This is a genomic window from Mesorhizobium sp. BR1-1-3 (assembly GCF_020165455.1).
GTDB classification, from domain to species: Bacteria; Pseudomonadota; Alphaproteobacteria; order Rhizobiales; family Rhizobiaceae; genus Mesorhizobium; species Mesorhizobium ciceri.
The window spans coordinates 27501-32500 of record NZ_JAIUIC010000006.1 but is presented as its reverse complement, the minus strand read 5'-3'; the positions used below and the strand labels follow the sequence as shown (position 1 = coordinate 32500).

1 tRNA gene, 2 rRNA genes and 2 pseudogenes (1 of these 5 only partly in view) are annotated in these 5000 nt (G+C 56.0%); all 5 read left to right on the top strand.

The features are described from left to right. Positions 1 to 2704 (top strand): 23S ribosomal RNA (locus tag LB559_RS14980); it begins 118 nt to the left of the window's first position. A 269-nt stretch (positions 2705 to 2973) separates the two neighbouring features. Beyond that, positions 2974 to 3088 (top strand): 5S ribosomal RNA (gene rrf, locus LB559_RS14975). A gap of 154 nt (positions 3089 to 3242) precedes the next feature. Beyond that, a tRNA-Met gene (locus LB559_RS14970) sits at positions 3243 to 3319 on the top strand. Positions 3320 to 4187: 868 nt separating this feature from the next. After that, a pseudogene (locus LB559_RS14965) lies at positions 4188 to 4453 on the top strand (type II toxin-antitoxin system ParD family antitoxin). A 3-nt stretch (positions 4454 to 4456) separates the two neighbouring features. Continuing rightward, positions 4457 to 4767, top strand: a pseudogene (locus LB559_RS14960) (type II toxin-antitoxin system RelE/ParE family toxin). Positions 4768 to 5000 lie beyond the last annotated feature (233 nt).

Below are 5000 nucleotides of genomic sequence, written 5' to 3'. Positions count from 1 at the left end.
ATGGGGAAACCCACCTAAGGTACTTGGAAAATCAGAGCAGCCAGAAGGTCGCAAGGCCGGATTGCTGCTGTGGTTTCCAAGTATCGATAATAGGTAACTTACCCTGAATACATAGGGGTAAAGTGGCGAACGCGGGGAACTGAAACATCTAAGTACCCGTAGGAAAGGACATCAACCGAGACTCCGGAAGTAGTGGCGAGCGAACCCGGACCAGGCCAGTGGCGATTGAGAGACAAGCGGAACCTTCTGGAAAGTAGGGCCATAGTGGGTGACAGCCCCGTACGCGTAATGCAATCAATCGTCCTCGAGTAAGGCGGGACACGTGAAATCCTGTCTGAAATTGGGGGGACCACCCTCCAAGCCTAAGTACTCGTGCATGACCGATAGCGAACTAGTACCGTGAGGGAAAGGTGAAAAGCACCCCGACAAGGGGAGTGAAAGAGTACCTGAAACCGATTGCCTACAAACAGTGGAAGCCCAAGGTTCGTCCTGGGTGACCACGTACCTTTTGTATAATGGGTCAGCGACTTAGTGTGACGAGCAAGCTTAAACCGCTAGGTGTAGGCGCAGCGAAAGCGAGTCTGAACAGGGCGTTCAGTTCGTCGCATTAGACCCGAAACCGAGTGATCTAGCCATGAGCAGGTTGAAGGTAAGGTAACACTTACTGGAGGACCGAACCCATAACTGTTGCAATAGTTCGGGATGACTTGTGGCTAGGGGTGAAAGGCCAATCAAACTCGGAAATAGCTGGTTCTCCGCGAAATCTATTTAGGTAGAGCGTCGACCGAATACCCCAGGGGGTAGAGCACTGGATGGGCTAGGGGTCCTCACCGGATTACCAAACCTAACCAAACTCCGAATACCTGGGAGTACTAGTCGGCAGACACACGGCGGGTGCTAACGTCCGTCGTGAAAAGGGAAACAACCCTGACCTACAGCTAAGGTCCCCAAGTTATGGCTAAGTGGGAAAGGATGTGAGGATCCCAAAACAACCAGGATGTTGGCTTAGAAGCAGCCATCATTTAAAGAAAGCGTAACAGCTCACTGGTCTAAATAAGGGTCTTTGCGCCGAAAATGTAACGGGGCTAAAGCCATACACCGAAGCTTAGGGTTTGGTCCGCAAGGGCCAAGCGGTAGCGGAGCGTTCTGTAAGCTGATGAAGCCATACCCGTGAGGGGTGGTGGAGGTATCAGAAGTGCGAATGCTGACATGAGTAACGTAAGGGGAGTGAGAGACTCCCCCGCCGAAAGACCAAGGGTTCCTGCTTAAAGCTAATCTGAGCAGGGTTAGCCGGCCCCTAAGACGAGGCGGAAACGCGTAGTCGATGGGAACCACGTTAATATTCGTGGGCTTGGAGGTAGTGACGGATCATTGAGGTAGTCCAATCTTATCGGATTGAACGGGCTGCTGCGTGGTTCCAGGAAATAGCTCCTCCTTATAAACCGTACCCGAAACCGACACTGGTGGTCTGGTAGAGTATACCAAGGCGCTTGAGAGAACTATGCTGAAGGAACTCGGCAAATTGCACGCGTAACTTCGGAAGAAGCGTGACCCTTTTCTACGCAAGTAGAGGAGGGTGGCACAGACCAGGGGGTAGCGACTGTTTATCAAAAACACAGGGCTCTGCGAAGTCGCAAGACGACGTATAGGGTCTGACGCCTGCCCGGTGCTGGAAGGTTAAGAGGAGGGGTGCAAGCTCTGAATCGAAGCCCCAGTAAACGGCGGCCGTAACTATAACGGTCCTAAGGTAGCGAAATTCCTTGTCGGGTAAGTTCCGACCTGCACGAATGGCGTAACGACTTCCCCGCTGTCTCCAGCATAGACTCAGTGAAATTGAATTCCCCGTGAAGATGCGGGGTTCCTGCGGTTAGACGGAAAGACCCCGTGCACCTTTACTATAGCTTTACATTGGCATTCGTAGTGGCATGTGTAGGATAGGTGGTAGGCTTTGAAGCCTGGGCGCCAGCTCAGGTGGAGCCACCCTTGAAATACCACCCTTATTACTATGGATGTCTAACCGCGGCCCGTTATCCGGGTCCGGGACAATGTATGGTGGGTAGTTTGACTGGGGCGGTCGCCTCCTAAAGAGTAACGGAGGCGCGCGATGGTGGGCTCAGAACGGTCGGAAATCGTTCGCTGAGTGCAATGGCATAAGCCTGCCTGACTGCGAGACTGACAAGTCGAGCAGAGACGAAAGTCGGTCATAGTGATCCGGTGGTCCCGCGTGGAAGGGCCATCGCTCAACGGATAAAAGGTACGCCGGGGATAACAGGCTGATGACCCCCAAGAGTCCATATCGACGGGGTTGTTTGGCACCTCGATGTCGACTCATCGCATCCTGGGGCTGGAGCAGGTCCCAAGGGTATGGCTGTTCGCCATTTAAAGCGGTACGTGAGTTGGGTTCAGAACGTCGTGAGACAGTTCGGTCCCTATCTGCCGTGGGTGTAGGAATATTGAAAGGATCTGTCCCTAGTACGAGAGGACCGGGATGGACGGATCTCTGGTGGACCTGTTGTGGCGCCAGCCGCATAGCAGGGTAGCTATATCCGGACGGGATAACCGCTGAAGGCATCTAAGCGGGAAACCCACCTTAAAACGAGTATTCCCTGAGAACCGTGGAAGACGACCACGTTGATAGGCCGGGTGTGGAAGAGCGGCAACGCTTGAAGCTTACCGGTACTAATAGTTCGATCGGCTTGATCGTTCTCATTCCTTATGCCCATCTGACAAAGTCAGATGGTCTGTTCTCACTCACGCTTGTTCCGCCCTGCGGGCGGCGCTACGTGGGTGCGGCGCATCAGCGCCGACGGTCGGTCGACCTTGCGAAGCTTCGCTTCGAAAGCGCCAGACCAAGAACCGTAAAGGCACACAAAGACCAGCGAACAGCCCCGAGAGGCACCCGACAGCTCCGCTGCCGATGTCTCTTTGTGCGCCTTCGCTCAAAAGCTTCTCGAACAACGTGCGTTTTGCCGACCTGGTGGTTATGGCGGAGCGGCTGCACCCGATCCCATTCCGAACTCGGCCGTGAAACGCTCCAGCGCTGATGGTACTTCGTCTCAAGACGCGGGAGAGTAGGTCGCTGCCAGGTCTGCCAAACGCACGTTGATCTCACATCCAAATCGGATGGAGAGAAATCTTCTCTTTATGAAATGGCCCGCCAAGGGATCACGGGCCGCGTAAGCGGCCCTTTCATTTGGTCAGCCATATACCTATCTGTAGGCCTCGGCTTACACAAAAATTGACGCGGGGTGGAGCAGCCCGGTAGCTCGTCAGGCTCATAACCTGAAGGTCACAGGTTCAAATCCTGTCCCCGCAACCAAATTCAAAAAAGCCCGCCACCGTGCGGGCTCTTTTGTTTTGTGCCGTGCTGCCGGCCTGTCATCAGGCGCCCGCAACCAGCCAAGCCAAGCCGCCAGACAGAAAACAAATCCTCTCCCCAAAACCAAACTTCAAAAACAGCCCGCCAGCCACAAATGCCCGCGCGCCGTTTTGATATGCGGCTGGGGTGGCCATCGATCTGCCCAGGCTCAGGCCCCCGAAAGCGAAGCCGAAGCTGCGGGACAAAAGAACCAAATCCCGTCCCGCAAACCAAACTTCACTAAGCAACAGCCCGCCTGGCATCAGCCGGCGGGCTGTTCGCGTTCAAGGGACAATGGTGCCCGCAAGCGGCAGTCCTCGGCGCACAAAGAGGACTCAGCCGACAAGGTACGACAACAAACAAAGCCTCAACAAAACAGCCCGCAGCCCGCGGGCCGTTTGGGGGACTGGCAAGTGAAGCGCCAGGCCGCCGCCATGGCCGGATCAACCGAATCGGAGGCGGAAAAGACAAAGCCATCCGATCCTCGTGCCAGGCATCGGTGATGCCGGTGATGATTTGCAGTCAAATACGAAATGAATTTGGTCGGGGTGGTGTTCTATTCAGCCGGCTTTTGTGGCCACCCTCGACCATGACAATGACTGATGGCCGCGAATATCGACCTGCATGTGAATCCTCGATCGCGCCGGCGGCCGGTGTGTCACGCCGCAATAGCCGCAAGTGCCGTTGGTCGAGCGACCTGGGGGCGTTGAAGCGATGCCTCGATCATGCCGAATCAAAGCGAAGGGTGATTCTCTGCGGATGAGTCACGCGAGGTAGGCATGGCCGAATCGGCGCCAGATTCGGAATCGCTCCCCGCAGGAGGTTGCAAATGCCAAATTACGCTTTGAATGACCACTACGAGAGCTTCATCAGGAAGCAGCTCGAATCAGGCCGCTACAACAATGCCAGCGAGGTTGTCCGCGCGGGCCTGCGCATGCTCGAGGATTTCGAGGCGGAGCGGGAGAAATGGCTGCGCGAGGAGATACCGGGGCGCCTGGCTGAACTCCTGCAGGATCCGACGAAGGGCATCCCTGCCGACACGGTCTTCTCCGGCTGGAGGCGCGTCATCGCTCCAAGCAGGCGAAAGCCAAGTAGGGGATGGAGTATCGGATTGTCTTCCACTCCAAGGCCGAGTCGGAGCTGGAGCAACTCTACGATGACCTAGCCGGACGTGCGTCGCCGGCGATCGCCCGGAATTTCATTGCGGGTATCCGTGACCATTGTCTCGGCCGTCGACTTTTCCACAGCGGGGCACCGAGCGGGTCGAGATCATGCCGGGGTTGCGGATTGTTGGCTATCGCCGCGCCGTCAGCATTGCCTTCGCCGTCGAGGGTGGGCGGGTGCTGATCCTGGGTATCTTCTACGCTGGCCGGAACATCACGCCGGAATTGCTCGAGAACCGGCTCTAAACGGCGCTTCGGTGGAGAATTGCTCCGCAGCCATCGAGGCGCGACGGGTGCGATGGCACTCATCAGCGCCTCGATCTCGGGACGCATCACAGGGATGGTAGGCGCTAGAACGCCGCCCACGATTCAGCCAAGCCAACTCATGAATTTCGGCCCGGTGGATATCTCTACGAGAAATCGAAAAAACATTATCGATGTGTGTTGACAGTTGTCGTTGGTGGCGACTATATACGCCT